This is a genomic window from Wenzhouxiangella marina (genome assembly GCF_001187785.1).
Taxonomy (GTDB): Bacteria; Pseudomonadota; Gammaproteobacteria; order Xanthomonadales; family Wenzhouxiangellaceae; genus Wenzhouxiangella; species Wenzhouxiangella marina.
Genome location: NZ_CP012154.1, coordinates 1739451 through 1757280, shown reverse-complemented (window position 1 = coordinate 1757280; position 17830 = coordinate 1739451). Strand labels below are relative to the sequence as shown.

Annotated in this window: 13 protein-coding genes; 10 read left to right on the top strand and 3 right to left on the bottom strand. The window is 67.3% G+C overall.

Annotation, left to right across the window (positions count from 1 at the left end; translation table 11 throughout):
- Positions 1–10 precede the first annotated feature (10 nt).
- The 8 genes from WM2015_RS07350 (at position 11) to WM2015_RS07315 (ending at position 11441) form a co-directional block, all read left to right on the top strand.
- Complete coding sequence (locus WM2015_RS07350) at positions 11–1009, top strand: diacylglycerol/lipid kinase family protein (protein ID WP_049725433.1); 999 nt, start codon at positions 11–13, stop codon at positions 1007–1009.
- Complete coding sequence (locus WM2015_RS07345) at positions 1006–1935, top strand: hypothetical protein (protein ID WP_049725432.1); 930 nt, start codon at positions 1006–1008, stop codon at positions 1933–1935. Before WM2015_RS07350 ends, WM2015_RS07345 begins: the two co-directional genes overlap by 4 nt.
- Entirely contained in the window at positions 1935–3689 is a 1755-nt protein-coding gene (locus WM2015_RS07340; RefSeq protein WP_049725431.1) for an ABC transporter ATP-binding protein, read from the top strand. Before WM2015_RS07345 ends, WM2015_RS07340 begins: the two co-directional genes overlap by 1 nt.
- Complete coding sequence (locus WM2015_RS07335) at positions 3679–4575, top strand: lysophospholipid acyltransferase family protein (protein ID WP_082169548.1); 897 nt, start codon at positions 3679–3681, stop codon at positions 4573–4575. The genes WM2015_RS07340 and WM2015_RS07335 overlap by 11 nt, the downstream gene beginning before the upstream one ends.
- A gap of 22 nt (positions 4576–4597) precedes the next feature.
- Positions 4598–6853, top strand: a complete 2256-nt coding sequence (locus WM2015_RS07330; protein ID WP_049725429.1) for an ELM1/GtrOC1 family putative glycosyltransferase — start codon at positions 4598–4600, stop codon at positions 6851–6853.
- 14 nt (positions 6854–6867) lie between these two features.
- Positions 6868–7638 carry a 2OG-Fe(II) oxygenase gene (locus WM2015_RS07325; RefSeq protein WP_245609819.1) on the top strand — a complete coding sequence of 257 codons (771 nt, stop codon included), beginning with the start codon at positions 6868–6870 and terminating at the stop codon, positions 7636–7638.
- Positions 7639–7694: 56 nt separating this feature from the next.
- On the top strand, positions 7695–8174 hold the full coding sequence (locus tag WM2015_RS07320) for a hypothetical protein (RefSeq protein WP_049725428.1): 480 nt from the start codon (positions 7695–7697) through the stop codon (positions 8172–8174).
- Between the two features lie 66 nt (positions 8175–8240).
- Positions 8241–11441 carry a reprolysin-like metallopeptidase gene (locus tag WM2015_RS07315; protein ID WP_169751120.1) on the top strand — a complete coding sequence of 1067 codons (3201 nt, stop codon included), beginning with the start codon at positions 8241–8243 and terminating at the stop codon, positions 11439–11441.
- Positions 11442–11454: 13 nt separating this feature from the next.
- Here the strand turns inward: WM2015_RS07315 and lolA are convergent, their stop codons facing one another.
- Genes lolA through ald form a run of 3 tightly spaced genes read right to left on the bottom strand, consistent with a single transcriptional unit; the run spans position 11455 to position 15551 of the window.
- Entirely contained in the window at positions 11455–12060 is a 606-nt protein-coding gene (gene lolA, locus WM2015_RS07310) for an outer membrane lipoprotein periplasmic chaperone LolA (RefSeq protein ID WP_082169547.1), read from the bottom strand.
- A 56-nt stretch (positions 12061–12116) separates the two neighbouring features.
- Positions 12117–14438, bottom strand: a complete 2322-nt coding sequence (locus WM2015_RS16355) for a DNA translocase FtsK (RefSeq protein WP_082169546.1) — start codon at positions 14436–14438, stop codon at positions 12117–12119.
- A gap of 54 nt (positions 14439–14492) precedes the next feature.
- The gene (gene ald, locus WM2015_RS07300) at positions 14493–15551 is read right to left on the bottom strand and encodes an alanine dehydrogenase (RefSeq protein ID WP_049725425.1); all 1059 of its coding nucleotides are present in this window, start codon (positions 15549–15551) and stop codon (positions 14493–14495) included.
- A 156-nt stretch (positions 15552–15707) separates the two neighbouring features.
- Between ald and trxB the strand changes: the two genes are divergently transcribed.
- Together trxB and WM2015_RS07290 are read left to right on the top strand one after the other, a co-directional pair.
- The gene (gene trxB, locus WM2015_RS07295) at positions 15708–16664 is read left to right on the top strand and encodes a thioredoxin-disulfide reductase (RefSeq protein ID WP_049725424.1); all 957 of its coding nucleotides are present in this window, start codon (positions 15708–15710) and stop codon (positions 16662–16664) included.
- Positions 16645–17823, top strand: a complete 1179-nt coding sequence (locus tag WM2015_RS07290) for a GNAT family N-acetyltransferase (protein WP_082169545.1) — start codon at positions 16645–16647, stop codon at positions 17821–17823. The genes trxB and WM2015_RS07290 overlap by 20 nt, the downstream gene beginning before the upstream one ends.
- Positions 17824–17830: the final 7 nt, after the last annotated feature.

The following is a 17830-nucleotide window of genomic DNA, read 5'->3' as shown; positions in this document are numbered from 1 at the left end:
CCCGACACCCTTGGTTTCCACCGCCCCTCTGGATGAATCGCAGCGTCCGCTCCCGGCCACGGCGCCGCCGCGCCTGCTCATCAATCCGCGCAGCTTCCGCATGAGCCTCGCCGGCCGGGCCGATCGCCTCCGGGCAATGGCTCGCAGGCACGGGCTGGAGCTGATCGAAGCCGAGACGCCAGAAGCCATGCGGGCGGCGGTGCGGGCGGCGATCGACGACTCGCCGTCGATTCTGGCCGTCAGCGGCGGCGACGGCACGGTGCAGGCCGTCATCACCGATCTGGCCGAGCTGTCCGACGAGTCGCAGCGCCCGCCCCTGCTCGTGCTTGGCGGTGGTCGCACGAACTACACGGCTCGCGACCTGGGCACGCACGCGGATCCGCTGCGCCAGCTGGAACGCGCGATCGAGCAGCCCGAGTCACTCCGGACCACGGTTCGCCACAGCCTGATCGTCCGCCAGTCCGGGCAGAACGACCGACACGGCTTCTTCATCGCCGGCGCGCGGGTCAACGACGTCATCCGGGATTGCCACCGTTACCGCAGCGGCGGGCGCGGCTGGCTGCGCCAGGGTCATGCATCGTCGGCCTGGCGCGTCATGCAGCTCGGCGTCCGCCGATTGTTCGGCGGCCTGCCCTTCCCACCGACGGAGCTGTCCGTCGATGCCGAGGACCTGGGACGTCTCGATGGCCGAATCCGGATTCTGCTGCTGACCACTCTGCAGCACCCGGGCGCCTGGATCGACCCTTACGCCGACCGCGGTCAGGGCGAATTGCGCCTGGATGCCATCGGCGCGAACGCCCGGCGTTTCTGGCTACGTCTGCCCAAAGCCGCCAGCGGGCATTTCTCGGCGTCCATGCAGCCCGAGCAGGGCTACCTGAGCGGACGCTGTGAGCGGGTCGAGATCAAGGGCATCGAGCAGATCTGCCTCGATGGGCAGGAACACGACTACCGCAAGGACCTGCCGCTCGACATCCTCACCGGCCCGGCCTTCAGGTTTCTGCAGCCGTGAGCGCGCTGGTCGACTTCATGGCCGGCGATCCGGCCCTGGATCAGGTCCCGGACGGCACGCAGGCCCTGGTGGACGCCATTCGCGAGCGCCACGGCGCAGCGGTTCAGGGCGTTCTGCTCTATGGCTCCTGCCGTCGCAAGAACGATGCCGGCGAGGGCCTGGTCGATCTGCTGGTGCTGGTCGACCGCTATCGACCGGCGCTCGGCGGTCGCCTGGCCGCCGCACTCAACCTCCTGCTGCCACCCAACGTCTACTACCTGCAGACCGAAGGCCCGAGCGGCACCCTGCGCTGCAAGTACGCGGTGATCCGCCTCGACCAGCTCGAGCGGCGCGTTCGCGCTCGCCACGATCATTATTTCTGGGCCCGCTTCTGCCAGCCCATCCGCATTGCCCACGCCGAGCCTGGCGTCCGGAATCGTCTGGCCGTGCTGCGCGCAGACGCCGCGGTCAGCTTTGCCCGTCGCGTCGCCCCCTTGCTGCGGGAGCCTCGAAGCCCCGCTGAATTCTGGACCGAGGCCATGCGACGCACCTATCGCTGCGAACTCCGACCGGAGCCCCCGGGGGCGGCCGCGACCCTGATCGGCCACGACCCGGACTACTGGCAGTACATGGCCCCGGCCCTTGCGGCCGAGCCGCGCGCGGGCCTGCTTTGGCAGGACGCGCGCCTGGCCAGCCGTCGCGGCGCCCTGAGCCGGCTGAACAGCGCGCTCGCCTGGGGCCTGCGTCGCTTCTGGGGCAAGGCGATGAATCTGGCGCGCCTGTTCAAGGCCGCCGGCACCTTCACCAACGGCATCGACTACCTGGTCTGGAAGGTCGAGCGCCATAGCGGCGTGCGCATCGAACCGACCGAGCGCATGCGCGCCCATCCCCGCCGGGCGGCCTGGGGCCTGGCCTGGCGGACCTGGCGGCAGGGAGGATTTCGTTGATGAGCAAACCGTCGAGTTCCACCGTGGCCACGCTGACGCAAGGCGGTGCTGCGAGCATGTTGCTGGCCTTCGCCAGGGCCTATCCGGGGCGCACGGCCCTGGCCCTGCTGGCCCTGATCATCGCCGGTGTCCTCGACGGCCTGGGCCTGTCGATGATCCTCGGCATGCTCAACCTGGCCACCGGCACCGACGAGGAGCCCTCCGCGCCTGAACAGGCCGCACTGGAGGTGGTCGCCTGGCTGGGCATCGAACCGACCACCACCAGCCTGCTGACCCTGGGTGTGGTGCTGATCGCGGTCAAGGCGGCCATCGTGCTGCTCGCCAATCGTCAGGTCGGCTACACCGTGGCGCACGTGGCCACGGACCTGCGCCTGCGCCTGATCCGCGCCGTCACCGCGAGTCGCTGGCGCTACTACCTCAGTCAGCCGGTCGGAAAGCTGTCCAACGCGGTGGCCACCGAGGCCCATCGCGCCTCCGAGGGCTTCTTTCACGGCGCGGTGATGGCCACCCAGGGCATCAACGCCCTGATCTACGCCAGCCTTGCCCTGATGATCTCGCTCAAGGCGAGCCTGATCGCCCTGGCCTTCGGGGGCTTCCTGCTGGGCCTGCTGCATTTTCTCGTGCGAACGGCCGGTCGCGCCGGCCGCGATCAGACCGGACTGATGAGTTCCATGCTGGCCGTGATGACCGACCAGCTCGGCGCGGTCAAACCCCTCAAGGCCATGGCCCGCGAAGAGCACATCGACGCGCTCATGTCGAGCCAGACCCGGGATCTGAAAACCGCCCTTCGCCATCAGGTCCTGTCGAAGGCGGGTCTCCAGGCCCTCCAGGAACCGCTGCTGGCGATCCTGGTCGGCATCGGCTTCTTCTACTTCCTCGTGCAGATGAACCTGCCGATGGCCACGGTGATGATGATGATCTTCCTCATCGCCCGCTCCGTGAACCACCTGGCCAAGGCGCAGCGCTCGCTGCAGCACATGGCCATCAGCGAGTCGGCCTACTGGTCGCTGCGCCAGACCATCGAAGAGGCCGAAGCGGAACGCGAACCGCCGCGCGGCCATCGCACGCCCAGCCTCGAGCAGGGCATCGAGTTCGACCACGTTCGCTTCGCCTACGATCGCGAACCGGTCGTCGATGGCCTGAGCTTCCGCATCCCGGCCGGCCAACTGACCGTTTTGACCGGCCCATCGGGCTCCGGCAAGACGACGATCATCGACCTGGCTGCCGGTCTGCTGCACGCCGATTCGGGTCGGGTGCTGATCGATGGTCAGCCCCTCGACGAGATCGACCACCGACAGTGGCGGCGGATGATCGGCTACGTCCCGCAGGACCCATTGCTGATCAATGACACCCTGCTCAGAAACCTCACGCTCGGCGAAGACGGCATCCCGCGAGAGCGAATTCTCGCCGCCATCGAACAGGCCGATGCGGGGGAGTTCGTCCGCGCCCTGCCCGACGGCCTCGACACGGTGCTCGGCGAACGCGGCGGCCGCCTCTCCGGTGGCCAGCGCCAGCGTCTGGCGATCGCACGCGCCCTGATTCATCAGCCTCGCCTGCTGATCCTCGACGAGGCGACCTCGAGCCTCGACGAGGTGGCCGAATCCGCGGTCGTCGAGACCGTCCAGCACCTCAAGGGCCAACTGACCCTGCTGGCCGTCAGCCATGATCGGGCGCTGGTCGACATCGCCGATCAGGTGATCCGCCTCGAACCCGCATCCTCGCAAGGCAAGGCCGAGGCCGGCGATGACGCTTAGACAGTTCCGCCGGCGAATGGGCTTTCACCTGCTGCGGCTCCTTGCCGCAGTGCAGGCCCGACGAGGCATGGCGGCGGTCCGCCGCAGCGGGGATCGGCTGGGCCGATGGCACCACCGATTCGCGTTCCAGCAGCGCCGCTCGTTGAGACGTCAGCTGGAACGGCTGTTCGACCGGCCCGCGGGCGATCCGCAGTGCCGACAGTGGCTGGAAAGTGCCTATCGACTCAGCGACCGGGCGATCCTCGAAGTGCTGGCCATGTATTCCGGTCATCTCACGCCGGCCGAGGTCGCCGAGGGCTGCGAAGTCACCGGACTGGACGTGCTGGGCAAGGCCCTCGAACAGGGCCGCGGCGTGCTGCTGCTGGGCTGGCACATGGGCAACGGCGTGGCCATGGCGACCCACCTGGCCGAACGGGGCTACCCCGTGTCCGTCGTTCACCGCGAATCGAACAAGATCCAGCCCGGCTTCTACGCCCGCGGCATTCCGCGCATGGGCCTGAACGCGATCCCCGCCCAACCCGCGGCCGTCGGTGTTCGACAGATGCTCAAGACCCTCAAGGGCGGCGGCATCATCTACATCCTGATGGATCAGGGCATCAAGCGCGGTGTCGAACAGCGGTTTCTGAACAAGCGGATGCCGATGCCGCCCGGCCCGGCCGAGCTGGCCCGTCGAACGGGCTGCGAGATTCTCAGCGCGCGTCTGTGCGGCGTCGAACCCAACTGGCGCTTCGAGATTCACCAGGAAGCGACGCTCGACAAGAACGAGCCACTGGAACAAAGCGTGGAAAAATTGACTCGGATCATGGAAGCACCCATTCTCGAGCATCCAGAATGGTGGTCCTGGCACCAGCGTCGCTGGGCCCGTTACCCTTTCATCAGCGATTGAACGAATCGGGGTTATCGAACGCATGGCATTGCTCATCCAACGCATCGCACGGGGGCTTACACCGGCCCTGTTCAGCGCGGACCGTCCACCGGCACGTCAGAACCGACCGGACCGCATCGTGCTGGGCGTCAAGCCCGGTCAACGACCCTCGGACAAGCCGCCGGTCCGGATCTTTCTCGGGACCGAACGCGGGCAGTTCCGCGCCGAACACGTCTTCCTGTGGTCGATCGAGAAGCATCGGGACCCTGCCCGGATCTACGAGATCTACCTGCTCCGGGACCTCAAGGGCTTCCGGCGGAGCTTCTGGCTGACCGGCTTCACCAATTACCGTTTTGCCATTCCGGAGTTCGCCGGATTCGAAGGCCGGGCCATCTACAACGATGCCGATCAGGTCTACCTGACCGATCCGGCCGAACTGTTCGACACGGACATGGCCAAGGCCGGGTTCCTGTCGATCAATGATCGTGACACCTCGGTCATGCTGATCGACTGCAAGCGCATGGCCGAGGTCTGGAACCCACACGACGTGCGCCGTCTCAAGCGCAAGGCGCTCGAAGCGCGAGCCCGCCAGGCCCGCCTCTGGGGCGATCTCGACGATGGCTGGAACGCACGCGACAGCGAGTACAGCCCCGGCGAGTCGAAGCTGGTTCATTTCACCACTCTGCACACGCAGCCCTGGCAGCCGTTTCCGGGTCAGTTCGTCTACTACCCGAACCCGACCCACCCACTCTGGCCCGAGCTGGAGGCCGAGGCCCTGTCCAGGGACTTCATGCCGGTCTCGGCCACCCGTCCGTCGCGGGACTGGCCGAGGACGAAGCTGAAGCTGTCCTCCCGGGATGATGGAGAAAGCATCCAGGCCCTGCTGTCCGCCAGCCGCCACGAACGGCAGCAGGCCTCGATCACGGTCCGGGACTGGCTGACGGAGATCCCCGACGCCGACGTGCCCTGGGTGCTGTCGAGACTGTTCGCCTCGACGCCCGAGCTGACCGTCAACCTGACTGAACCGTTCAGCAATCGCACCCGATACCGCCGGACCGCACACTTCTGGCTGCAGCAGCTGCAGATGGCCAGCCGCCGCCACCCGAACACGCGCTGGCTACTGAATCATCGCAGCGGGCTCTCGGGCGCGGTCACCTGCAGCGGCGGCCCGGCCGACGAGGGCGATATCCTGGTCCTGCTGCATCGCAAGCCCGGACACAATCAACAGGCCCGGGCGATCGCCGAGGAACTCGGCCGACAGACCGGCAGACCGGTGCGCGAGCACCGCATCGAATCCACTGAAGCGGGCTTCGCGATCGGACGCCTGTTCGGGCGCAGTCCCGAACCACCCGAGCTGGACACGATCTCGATCGTGGTCGCCGGCGGCTGGCTTCCGACGCGTTACGCACGAGCGCTGGCCAGACAGCGTCCTCGCCTGCGTCTGATCCTGAGCGGCCGCAAGGCCGGCCCGCCTCCCGAGCACGGGGGTGTCGTGATCCAGTGCCGCCATTTCGGCCTGCCCGCTGCCCCGCGTCGTCTCCTCAGCCTGCTGCCGCTCAACCGCGGCCAGGCCGATCATGGAGGCGCGCGGGAGGCCTGGTCCGAGTGGCTGGAGGCACCGCGCCGCGCTGCCCTGCTGATCGGCGGCGCCTCGAAGTCGCACCGCTTCTCGGCCGACGACGCCCGCCGCCTGGCAGCCACGGCCTCGGCCTGGGCGGCGGAACAGAAGGCCCGCCTGCTGGTCGTCACCAGCCGTCGATCCCTGAATCGGATCGGCGAGCTGAAGGCGGCACTCGGCGAGGCGGATCTGCTCTATGTCTTCCAGCCGGGCGACGAGAACAATCCCTACCGTCTGGCCCTGGAACACAGCGACGAGCTGGTCGTCACCGGCGAGAGCGAATCCATGCTCGCCGACGCCGCCAGTCGCGGCAAGGGATTCCTCGTCTGGCCGCTGTCTCGCCGCCCCGATGGAGCCTGGTCCCGCCTGAGTCGGGCGATCGCCGACAAGGCCACGCGCCCACGCTTCAATCGGCGCGGCAGCATTCGTCCCCAGCAGGGCCTGACCTATCTTTGCGCCCGCTGGGTCGAGCGGAACTGGATCCTGCCGCCACGCGATACGAACGCCCTGCTCAAGGCGCTGTACGATCAGGGCCTGGCCGCGCCATTCGGCCAGCCTGCCCCGGCGTCCTTCCGCCCGAGCAGCGAATGCGAGGCCCTGGTCCGCCAGGCACGTGGCCTGCTGGCCATCCAATCCAGGGCAGAAGCCGCTGACGCCGCCGCCCAACTCACCCTGATCTGACCTGAAGAAACCGCATGTCCAGCAACGCCGAAACCCTGACCCGCCCGCAGCCCCCGGCCCAGGGCCGAGCCCTTCCGACCCTGCTCGATGGCGAGGCCCTGGCCGCGATCCCCACCGGCCAGTTCCGCGATGCTCAGCCCTACCCCTGGCTGAACCCCGAGGGCCTGTTGACCGACGAGGCCTTCGACCTGCTGCGCGCCAATCTGCCCGAAGTCGAGCAGATGAAGGCCAGCTTCGGCCGCAAACGAGCGCATGGACAGACCCCCCATGATCGCTACGCCCTCGAATACCATCCCGGACTCGACATCCATCCGGTCTGGCACCAGCTGATCGAAGAGCTGAACGGCCCCGTCTACCAGAACTGGCTGGCCCGGTTGTTCGCCACGCGTCGCTTCCGCCTCAGCTACCACTGGCACTACGCTCCGCGCGGGGCCTCGGTCTCGCCGCACTGCGATGCCAAGCGCAAGCTCGGCTCCCACATCTTCTACTTCAACACCCCGGACGAATGGGATGAGCGCTGGGGCGGTGAGACCGTGGTGCTCGACGACGGCGGTCGCTTCTCGCGTGCCAGCGCGCCGGATTTCGACGATTTCGACCGCGCCTGGACCGCGAAGGCCATGGGCAATCGTTCGCTGCTGTTCCAGCGCCAGGGCAATTCCTGGCACGGTGTCCGTCGCCTTGACTGCCCGGAAGGCCGCCTGCGAAAGGTCTTCATCATCGTCGTCAATGCGGACAATCTCGCCGGCCGCCTGCGCCGCCTCTTCCACCGACCCGACGGCGCCTGAACGGCCGCCGCATCGCGTTCTGCTAACATCGACTCCGGTGATTCGATGGAGCTTGCATGCGAACGCTTTGTCTTCTACTCGGCCTGATCGTCTGCTCGGTCTCGCAGGCCGATCCGACCACGCTGATCTACCGCTGCGAAGTCGACGGGACCGTCGTCTTCGCCGATCAGCCCTGCGACGCCAGCGCCACCCCCTACGACACGACGGCGTCCCTGAGCATCATCGAACACAGCAAGGATCTGAAGACCGGCAACGAGGCCGTACAGGCCCTGCTGAGCCACCGACGCGAACAGCAGGCCGAACGACGGCGCCTGCGCGAACAAGTGACCGCCGCGCCTCCAGCGCCGGTGGTCATCGTCGAACAGGTGCAGACCACGCCCCTGCCCTGGTACCCGCGCCACTGGCGTCCGGAGCGACGCCCACTGCCGCCGGCCAGCATCCCGGAACGACCGAGCCGATACTCCGCGCTGAGCGGCCCGTTCCCGGGCACACGCCGAACCCCCGACCCCTTGCACCAGGACCCACCGAGAAACTGAGCCATGTCCGATATCCGTTCCTTTGCCGGCCCTCTCGGCGTAACGATTGGCGTAACGATCGGCGTAATGATTGTTGCAATGATCGCGGCACTGATCGCCCTGCCCTTCGCGCTGCAATCGACCAGCGAGCCGAGCCCTCCGACCGAGTCGGCCGACGCGCCGAGCGCAGCAGAAGCGATCGCGCCGGACCTCCCCGAGGACGCGGCGCCGGAGCTGGCCTGGCAGCTGGACGACTCGCCCCGATCGGCCTCGGCCCTGGCCGTCTCTGGCCTCGAACAGTGGCCGGGGGAACGACTGCTGCAGATCCGAGCCGCCGCACGTCCTCGCGGCGACTGGCTGAGCCTGGACCTGGGCCCGGCGGGGCGCATCGCGGGACCGGTCCAGCGCCGCGTCGCACACGCCAACGGCGATGAGAGCCTGCTGGTCCGCGACGGCGGCCACGAGGCCCTGCCCCGAGCCCTCCTGACCTGGGGCGAGGAGGGTCTGTTCGGACGAATCCAGACCGAACAGGGCCTGTTCCTCGTGCACAGCGACGCGGCCGGCAGCTGGCTGGTCGACGTCAATGACCCGAAGCTGAGCGTCGATGCCTTCGAACACGACGTGCTGGAGCCATCGGCCAGGACCATCGCGTCGACCGCGGCGAGTATGGCCTCGGGCCAGGAAGCGATCGCGCAGCCGGCCTCCGATGACGCCCATCTGATCGACGTGATGTTCGCCTATCCGCCGAGCATGGTGGAGCGCTACCCGGACGGCCTGATCACCACCCGCCTCAACCATCTCGTCGCGATCGCCAACCAGACCTTCGTCGACACCCAGGTGCCGGTGGCGGTGCGCCTGGTCGGTCAGACCCTGGTCGACTACCGGGCCAGCGAGGAGAACGGCGAAACCCTGGGCAACCTGCAGCAGGCCCTGGCCGGGAATCCGGTGGCCGGACTGGGCACGCTCGCCGCGCAGCGCAACGCCCTGGGGGCGGACATCGTCGCCTTCACCTGGCCCCACGACATCGAGACCCGTGGCAGCTGCGGCATCGCCTTCTTTCCGTTCTTCGAGAACGGCCGATACGACCCGAGCTACGGCGTCCATATCGACAACGACGGCTTCAGCAACTGGTCGGTCTGCTCCGACTCGGTCTTCACCCACGAGCTGGGCCACAATCTGAACGCCGAGCACCAGCGCAGCCGCTCCAGCGGTGACGATCCGGAGCGCTCGAACTACGCCTGGATCCGCTTCGGCGAACTGCACAGCATAATGGGTAGTTTCGGCACCGGCGATCAGGACCGCTACCGACGCCTGGACGTGTTCTCGAACCCGGCCATCCAGTGCGGCGGCGCGCCCTGTGGTTCGAGCGCCCCCGGCACCGGCGCGAACAATGCGGCGGAAATCCTGCAGCTCGCACCGATCCTGGCCAGCTACCGGGGCTCGATCTCGAGCGAGTCGGTGAGCCGACCTGGCCCGAGCGCTCTGGATCAGGATCAGGACGGCCAGCTCGATCGGGACGACCCCTTCCCCTTCGATCCCTTCGACGGCCAGGGCGACCCGGACCCGGACCCTGCCCTGGTCTTCAGTCCTCGGGCACTGGCCGATGAGGCCGACACGGATCAGGAACTGCTGGTCGTCTCCTCCGGCAGCAACGAGGTCCTGGCCTTCGGCATCGATGGGGAATTTCGCAGCGTGGCCCTGCGCCCCGAGCGCGTCAATCCCGGGCCGATCCTGACCGGCTACTCCGATCTGATCGCGGATTCCGAAGGACGGCTCTATCTGCTCGCCAATGGCGATGTGCGTCGCTACGATCGTCTGTCCGGGCGACTGATCGATGTCTTCCTCGGCTCGCAACGACCGGAGCCGAACGATCTGCTCAGCGCATTTCCGCGCGCCATGGCCACCCTGCCCAACAACCAGTTCGTCGTCCTCGGCGACACGGCCATCGAGCGCTACAGCGCTGATCAGGGCCGGCTGCTGACGCGCCTGCAGGGCGCCGAGCCGACCCGGGAACCGGCGAACTGGAACGAACAGCTCGATCTCGCCCTGCGCGCGGCTGCCCATATCGCTCTGCGTCTCTATGTCGCCGAGGCCACCGGCAATCGCATCCTGGCCTTCTCGGCGGCCACCGGACAGCGTCTACCCGACCTCGCCGGCCCGGACAACGGCCGCATCGTCGATCCCTGGGATCTGGCCTTCGACGCCCAGGGACGCCTGTACCTGGCCAACGGCGAAGCCGCCAACGTGCTCCGCTATGACCTCAATGCCGGATTCCTCGACGAATTCATTCCGAGTGGCCGCGGTGGGCTGATCCACGCGCGCGCCCTGGCCTTCGGGCCCGAGGGCGATCTCTACGTCGCCGATCGCGAGCGCGACGCGGTGCTCCGCTACGACGGCGAAACGGGTGCCTTCCTCGAGACCGTGGTCGAACCGGGGGCGAACGGTCTCGATGCCCCCGTATCGCTCGCGTTCAGCGCCCGCATCGATCAGACCGTGGCCGGCACCAGCGGGCACTTCTTCGCTCCGGAACGCGCCGGCGAGGGCTGGCTGGTCGAGCGCCTGAACGACAACACCGCGGCCATGAGCTGGTTCACCTACCCGCCGGACAGCGACGCGGAGGCCGAGCAGGCCTGGCTCGTCGGCATCGGCGCCATCGACGGTGCCCGCATGGTCTTCGACGAAGTCTTCGTCAGCCGGGGCCAGGGCTTCGGTGTGGACTTCGACCCCGACAGCTTCGAGCTCGTTCCCTGGGGACAGTTGAGCATGGAATTCCATGACTGCAATGCCGGCGTGGCCCATTGGACCGGACCCGAGGACTGGGGCAGTGGCGAGCAGCGCTTCGATCGGCTCATCGAAATCCCCGGCCTGCCCTGCGGCAGCGAGCCGCGCCCGGCCGAACCGGCGCGCCCCGGCGTGTCCGGCCAGTGGTTCGAGCCGCAGCGATCGGGTCAGGGCTGGTTCATCGAGGAAGTGGCCGACGGCGCGCTGTTCGTTGCCTGGTACAGCTACGATGCGCAGGGGCACCAGCAATGGCTGGTCGGAAACGGGGAGATCGCCGAGGGCATCGCCCATTTCCCCGAGATGCTCCGACCGGTGGGGACGCGCTTCGGCTCGGCCTTCGACCCGGGCGAGGTCGTCCTGGAACCCTGGGGCAGCCTGACGATCCGCTTTACCGACTGCCTGAATGCAGTGGCCGAATATCAGGCGATCGACCCGACGGTCGGTGCGGGCATGCTCTTCCCGGAGCGCCTGACGCAGCTCGAGCAGCTCGACTGCGCCATCCCCTAAAGGGGACGTTGCGTCAGTAGCCTTCGAGCACGTCCGCCCCGGGCGGCGGCACGAAGCGGAACAAGGCCGAGTCCAGCTCGGGGTTGCGGACGAGGCCTTCGAGCTCCAGTCGGGTCAGCTGACCGAAGGTGTCGTTCAGCTCCAGCGCCACCGGCAGGCCATCGGCGAAAAACAGGCGTGCCCGCTCGAACTCGGCCTCCTCGGCCAGGGGTCGGAACTCGATCACGTCCTCCATGCCGCTGTCCTCGATGCGGTAGAAGCGATCGAGCAGTTCCGGTCGGGTCAGCACCAGCAGCGGCGACTCTTCGGCCGGCGGCTGAGGACGCACCGTGACCTGCTCCAGGGCCTCGTCGTAATGCCAGAGACGCTCGCCATCGGCCACCAGCTCCTGGGGAAAGGGGTCGACGTAGCGCCAGCGAAAGCGATCGGGGGCGGCAAAGAAGATCTCTCCCGATGAGGATTCGGAAATGAAGCCATCGGCATCCAGGGTCGTCTGCGAGAATCGCCCGGACATGGATTGAAGCTGATCGGCAAATCGATCGAGTTGACCGCGGGCCGATTCCTGCGCCGGCAGGCCGGAGGCCAGGGCGGCGAGAAGCAGCAACAGCATGGGTTTCATCGGCAACACTCCAGAAGAAAGCGGGTCGGGACCCCGGACCCTGAACGGTCCCGGGCTCAGTCGCGGGGCGGCGCCGGCGCCAGCACTTCACGCTGGCCATTGTGCTCGGGCGGAGAGACCACGCCCTGGGCTTCCATTTCCTCGATCAGGCGGGCCGCGCGGTTGTAGCCGATGCGCAGCTGCCGCTGGACCGAGGAGATCGACGCCCGGCGACTACTGGTCACATAGGCAACGGCCTTGTCGTAAAGTTCATCGTCGGAGTCGCCGCCGCCGGAACTCTCGGGCAGGCCGTTTTCGCCGATGGTCATGCCGTCGCTGGTCGTCTGGGTATCGGCCAGTACGTCTTCGAGGTAGTCGGGCTCACCCTGTTGCTTGAGCCACTCGACCACTCCGTGCACCTCGTGGTCGTCGACGAAGGCCCCGTGGATTCGCTCGGGGACGCCCTGCCCCGGCGGCAGATAGAGCATGTCACCGTGGCCGAGCAGCTGTTCGGCGCCCTGCTGGTCGAGGATGGTGCGCGAATCGATCCGCGAGCTGACCTGGAAGGCCATCCGCGTCGGGATATTGGCCTTGATCAGGCCGGTGATCACGTCCACGGAGGGCCGCTGCGTGGCCAGCACCAGATGGATGCCGGCGGCACGCGCCTTCTGGGCCAGGCGGGCGATCAGCTGTTCGACCTTCTTGCCGACGATCATCATCATATCGGCGAACTCGTCGACCACCACCACGATGTAGGGCAGCTTGGTCAGCGTCGGCGCCTCTTCGCCGGCAGGAATGGCGCTGGGATCGATCAGGGGGTCGGGAATCGGCTCGCCCTTGTCGATGGCCTCCTTGATCTTGCGATTGAAGCCGGCCAGATTGCGCACGCCCACGGCCGCCATCAGACGATAGCGCCGCTCCATTTCCGCCACGCACCAGCGCAGCGCATTGGCCGCTTCCTTCATGTCGGTCACGACCGGCGTGAGCAGGTGCTGGATGCCCTCGTAGACGGACAGTTCGAGCATCTTCGGGTCGACCATGATCAGGCGCACCTGGTCCGGCGTGGCCTTGTAGAGCAGGCTGAGAATCATCGCGTTGATCGCCACCGATTTCCCCGAGCCGGTCGTACCGGCCACCAGCAGGTGCGGCATCTTGGCGATATCGGCCGTCATCGGCTTGCCGGAAATGCTCTTGCCCAGTCCCAGGGTCAGCGGCGAGGACGACTTGACGTAGGCTTCCGAGGCGAAGATGTCGCGCAGATAGACGATCTCCCGATTCTCGTTGGGGATTTCCAGGCCGATGACGCTCTTGCCCGGGATGACGTCGACCACGCGCACGGAAATCACGCTGAGGCCGCGCGCCAGGTCCTTGGCCAGATTGGAGATCTGCGCCCCCTTCACCCCGGGCGCGGGCTGCAGCTCGAAACGCGTGATCACCGGCCCCGGGTGCACGGCCACGACCTCCACCTCGACGCCGAAGTCGGCCAGTTTCAGTTCGACCTGGCGACTCATCGCCTTCAGGGCGTCTTCGGAGAAGGCGGCCTTGGCCTGCTTGGGCTCGTCGAGCAGATCCAGCGGCGGCACGCCCGAATCACTCAGATGCTTGAACAGGGGCTGCTGCTTGTGGCGGGTCTCGACCGGCCTGGTGATGGTCGGTTCCACCCGGGGCTCGATCCGAACCTCCGGCTTGGTCTTGCGCTTGATCGTGTCGCGTTTGCGTACTTCCTCGCGCTCGGCGCGCGCCCGACGACCCGCGAACCAGTCCCGCAGCCTGCCGAAGCGATCGACCAGCCAGGCGGCCAGCCAGATCGCGCCACGGCCCGTGCGATCGACCACGCGAATCCAGCTCAGGCCGGTGAACAGGGTGATCCCGGCGAGCAGGATGGTGAGGTTGATCAAGGCGGCTCCGGTGAAGCCCATGGTCCGCACCATCGGCCCGGCCAGCAGGGCGCCGAGCACCCCGCCGCCATCGTCCAGCGCGCCGCGGGACTGCATGTCCAGCAGGATGCAGCCGGCCAGCACGATCAGCAGCAGACCGCCGGTGCGAACGCTCCATTCGGCCAGACTGGCCGGTTCGGTCCGCTCGCGCAGGATGCGCAGGCCTGCCAGCCCCACGAGCAGCGGGGCGACGTAGGCCATGTAGCCGAACAGCACCAGGAACAGATCCGAAAGCCAGGCCCCGAAGGAGCCACCGAGATTGGCCACCTGGCTGCCCGAGGCGGCCCGCGACCAACCCGGATCGGTCGGGTCGTGCGAGAACAGGGCCAGCAGCAGGTACAGGGCCAGCACCAGGATGATCAGGAAGGCCGACTCGGCCATCCGCCGCGCCATCGCGCCGCCCGAATCGGACGACGCGTCGGCCTGATTGCCGGCGGATTTCTTGGCCGAAGCTTTGCTCATATCAAGAGCATACTTGAATAAGGCGCTTCAATCGATTGATTCTATTCACTCGACTCAGGACTTGAGCGCCGGATGGACCAGCTCGCCATCGCGCACATTGATGCCCCGCGCCAGCGACTCCATCTCCGCCCAATCCGAACGCGCCATGCGCTGCACGTACGGCAGGATCGCCGCCGACAGGGCCTGGCTCGAGGTGCGCGGCACCGCGCCCGGCATGTTGGTGACGGCAAAGTGGGTGACGTCATCGACCTTGTAGGTCGGGTCGGCATAGGTCGTCGGACGGGTCGTCTCGAAGCAACCGCCCTGGTCGACGGAGATATCGACCACCACGCTGCCGGCTTCCATATTGGAAATCATCTCGCGGGTCACGACGTGGGGGGCGCGGGCGCCGGTCACCAGGACGGCCCCGATCACCATGTCCGCGCGGGCGACGAAATCACCCACGGTCTCGATGTAGGGGTACAGCGCGGTCACGTTCGGACCGATGGCCATCATCTCGGCCAGACGATCCTGGCGCTTGTCGAACACGGTCACGCGCGCACCGGAGGCTGCCGCCAGACGGGCGGAATTGCCACCGGCCGCACCGGCGCCCAATACCACGACATGGCCACGATCGGCCGACGGCAGGCCGCCCAGCAGAATGCCCCGGCCACCCTGCGGCTGGTGCAGCAGGTGGGTCGCCACCTGGACGCCGATGCGCCCGGCGATGTTGCTCATCGGTGCCAGCAGCGGCAGGCTGCCATCGGCTTCCTCGACGGTCTCGAAGGCCACGCCGGTCAGGCCGATCTCGAGCAGGCGCTCGGTCAGCTTGGGCTCGGCGGCCAGGTGCAGATAGCAGAACAGGAGGTGGTCTTCGCGCAGATGCTCGAGGTCGCCGGCGATCGGCTCCTTGACCTTGACCACCAGCTCGGCCTTGCCATACAGGGCCGCGGCATCCGGCAGCACCTTGACGCCGACCGCTTCGAAGTCGGAATCCGCAAAGCCGCTCAAGCGGCCGGCGTCGGCTTCGATGTAGACGTCGTGACCGGCCCGGACCAGATCGCCGCAGGCGGCGGGGACCAGGGCAACGCGGCCTTCCAGGGTTTTCGTTTCGCGCGGAATGCCGATACGCATGATGCTTGTCTCCTAAACTGGGCCAGGGCCCGAAATGTGGATAATGGACGGCCCGGCCGCCGCTTGCGGCACTGGGGCTACGTTGCTTGGATTGTCCTCCCGGCGACCTTACCTATACCCGTCGATACTGGTCCGATCACTGGAGAAAATTATACTATGGCCGACACCCGTCATTTCCGCCTGCTGATCCTCGGTTCCGGCCCGGCCGGCTACACTGCGGCGGTCTACGCGGCACGCGCCAACCTCGAGCCCGCCATCATCACCGGCATCCAGCAGGGCGGCCAGCTGATGACCACGACGGACGTCGAGAACTGGCCGGGCGACTACCCGGATCTCCAGGGTCCGGAGTTGATGGCCCGGATGCTCAAGCATGCCGAGGCCTTCGACACGGAGATGATCTTCGACCACATCCACACGACCGACCTGAGCCAGCGCCCCTTCCGCCTGGAGGGCGACAGCGGGATCTACACCTGCGACGCCCTGATCATCGCCACCGGTGCCTCGGCACGCTACCTCGGCCTCGACTCGGAAGAAGCCTTCAAGGGCCGCGGCGTGTCGGCCTGCGCCACCTGCGACGGCTTCTTCTACCGCAACAAGCCGGTGGCCGTGATCGGCGGCGGCAACACCGCCGTCGAGGAAGCGCTCTATCTGTCGAACATCGCCTCCAAGGTCGTGCTGGTGCACCGGCGCGACGAACTTCGCGCCGAGAAGATCCTCCAGGAGCGCCTCTTCCAGCGCGTCGAGGAAGGCAAGGTCGAAATCCACTGGAACCACGTTCTCGACGAGGTGCTCGGCGACGATGACGGCGTGACCGGCATGCGCATTCGCCACGTTCAGGACGACAGCACCCGGGATTTCGATCTGGACGCGGTCTTCATCGCGATCGGTCATGATCCGAACACGCGGATCTTCGCCGAGCAGATCGACATGAAGGACGGCTACATCCAGATTCGATCCGGCCTGGAGGGCATGGCCACCCAGACCAGCGTGCCCGGCGTGTTCGCCGCCGGCGACGTCGCCGACCACGTCTATCGGCAGGCCGTGACCTCCGCGGGCTTCGGCTGCATGGCCGCCCTCGACGCCGAACGCTTCCTTGACGAACAGGGCGAGTGATCGACGGACACTGCTACCGGGGCGAATCGGCGCCCTGCCCCGTGCTGCCTGGAATGCGCTGAGCCCCGATGCCGGTCCGTTCATGGACTGGCGCTTTCTCGCCGCCCTCGAAGACAGCGGCTGCCTCGAACCGGGAAGCGGCTGGCAGCCCTGCCCCATCCTCGTCGAGGACGGTCAGGGGCAGCCCCTGGCCGCAGCCAGCGCCTACCTGAAACAACACAGCCACGGCGAATTCGTGTTCGACTGGGCCTGGGCACGGGCCGCCGAACAGACCGGCCTGAGCTGGTATCCCAAACTGCTGGTGGGCGCCCCATTCAGCCCCGTGTCCGGCCCACGCCTGCTCGGTGCCGAATCGCATCCCGACGCGGCCAGGACCTTGATCCAGGCCCTGGAGACGATGGTTGAAAGCCACCGCCTGTCCTCGGCCGGGATCAATTTCTGCGACCGGCACGACATCGAGCTGTTGCGCGAAGCCGGGTGGCTGGAGCGCTTCGACTGGCAGTTCCACTGGCACAACCCCGGCTACCGTGATTTCGAGGACTTCCTGTCGATGCTGAAGAGGAAGCCTCGCAAGAACATCCGCGCCGAGCGGCGTCGGGTGCAGGAGGCCGGCTGGCGCTTCGAGTGGGTCTCCGGTGAGCAGATGCAGCCCGCCGATCTGGATCTGGCCGAACGCTGCTACCACTCGACCTTCGCCCTGTACGGCAACCTGCCTTCGCTCAATCGGGCCTTCTTCGAGCGGGTCGCTGAGAGCTTCGGGCCCGACTTCCTCATCTGCAAGGCCATCCTGAATGGCCAGGCACGAGCCGCCGCGATCTTCTGGCGGGATCGCGAGCGCCTCTACGGCCGCTACTGGGGCAGCCTGGAAGACACCCGTGACGTCCACTTCGAAACCTGCTTCTACCAGGGCATCGACTACTGCATTCGCAACGGTCTGCGCTGGTTCGAGCCCGGCGCTCAGGGCGAGCACAAGATCCGACGCGGCTTCCTGCCGCAGAAGACCCACTCCTTCCACCTTATTCGCCACCCGGCCATGCGCCAGGCCATCGCCCGGCACATCGAGGCCGAGGGTGCGGCGATGATGCGCTATCGTCAGCATCTGGAGGCGCTGAACCCGATGGCGGAGTCGATCGGCTCGGGCGCCACAGCGGCCGAATGACCCCACC